Below are 1,697 nucleotides of genomic sequence, written 5' to 3'. Positions count from 1 at the left end.
TCGCACAGGCCCATCACCAGCTTCACGTCGTGCTCGATCAGCAGGATCGTGCGGCCGTCCTTGCGGATGCGGTCGATCAGCTCGCGCAGCACCACCTTCTCGGTCGCGTTCATGCCGGCAGCCGGCTCATCAAGTGCGATCAGCTTCGGGTCGGTGGCCAGGGCGCGGGCGATCTCCAGGCGGCGCTGGTCGCCGTAGCTCAGCGTGCGCGCCTTGAAGTCGGCGTACTTGCCGATGCCCACGTAGTCCAGCAGTTCCTGGGCGCGCTGGCGGATCTCGGCTTCTTCAGCCTTGAAGCCGGCGGTGCGGAACACCGCGCCCAGCAGGCCGGATTTCGAGCGCACGTGGCGGCCCACCATCACGTTTTCCAGCGCGGTCATCTCGGCGAACAGCCGGATGTTCTGGAAGGTGCGGGCGATGCCTGCCTTGGCCACTTCGTGCACCGTCGTCGGCGTGTAGGGCGCACCGCCCAGCTCGAAGGTGCCGCCGTCCGGCGTGTACAGCCCGGTGATCACGTTGAAGAACGTCGTCTTGCCGGCGCCGTTCGGCCCGATCAGGCCATACACCTGGCCCTTGTTGATCGTGATGCCCACATCCGACAGGGCCTGCAGCCCGCCAAAGCGCTTGGACACGCCCTGGACTTTGAGTACGGTTTCGCTCATGGTCTTTTGCCTTGTTGCTTACTTCACCGGGGCTGCGGCAGCCTTGCCGTGTTCCGGCGCCGGCCACAGGCCACGCGGGCGCAGCAGCATGATGATGATCATGGCCAGCGCGATCAGCAGCTGGCGCAGGATGGCCGCGTCCAGCCGGCCGTCGGTGAGTTGCTGCAGCGGGCCCGCCACGTAGCGCAGCACTTCCGGCAGTGCGGCTAGCAGCAGTGCGCCCAGGATCACGCCGGGGATGTGGCCCAGGCCACCCAGCACCACCATCGCCACGATCATCACCGACTCCATCAGCGTGAACGACTCGGGCGAGACGAAGCCCTGGAAGGCCGCGAACATCGCGCCCGACACGCCGCCGAAGGTCGCCCCCATGCCGAAGGCCAGCAGCTTCAGGTTGCGGGTGTTCAGGCCCATCGCCTTGGCAGCAATTTCGTCTTCGCGGATCGCCATCCAGGCGCGGCCGATGCGGCTGTCGGCCAGGCGGCTGCAGATCACCACCGCCACCACCACCAGCACCAGGAAGAGCCAGTAGTACATCGTCACGCCGGGCAACTGCATCCCCAGCACTTCCAGCGGCTTGCCGAAGTCGATCGGGCCGATGCTCATCGCATCGATCTGGCTGATGCCGCGCGGGCCGTTGGTGATGTTGATCGGGTATTCCAGGTTGTTCATGAACACCCGGATGATTTCGCCGAAGCCCAGCGTCACGATGGCCAGGTAGTCACCGCGCAGCTTCAGCGTGGGCGCGCCCAGGATCACCCCGGCCAGGCCCGCGATGGCCGCAGCCAGCGGAATGACGACCCAGATCGGCGTGTGCAGCCCGTTCGGGAATGCGGCCTTGATCCACTCGAAGTTGTCCGTCAGGTGCGGCGAGGCCAGCAGCGCGAACATGTAAGCACCCGTCGCGTAGAACGCCACGTAGCCCAGGTCCAGCAGGCCGGCGTAGCCCACCACGATGTTCAGGCCCAGGGCCAGCAGCACGTACAGCAGCGCGATCGCCATGATGCGCACCCAGCCCGCCCCGAACTGCGCTGC

Annotated in this window: 2 protein-coding genes; both read right to left on the bottom strand. The window is 66.5% G+C overall.

Annotation, left to right across the window (positions count from 1 at the left end; translation table 11 throughout):
* A partial coding sequence (locus tag AACH00_RS19780) for an ABC transporter ATP-binding protein (protein ID WP_341400903.1) occupies window positions 1–662 on the bottom strand: 662 nt, incomplete at its 3' end.
* A gap of 18 nt (window positions 663–680) precedes the next feature.
* Window positions 681–1,697: ABC transporter permease subunit (locus AACH00_RS19775; RefSeq protein WP_341400902.1), on the bottom strand; the 1,017-nt coding region annotated here is incomplete at its 5' end.

Origin of the sequence: Ideonella margarita (assembly GCF_038066635.1) — a bacterium.
Taxonomy (GTDB): domain Bacteria; phylum Pseudomonadota; class Gammaproteobacteria; order Burkholderiales; family Burkholderiaceae_C; genus Ideonella; species Ideonella margarita.
This window is presented reverse-complemented; position numbering and strand designations above follow the sequence as displayed.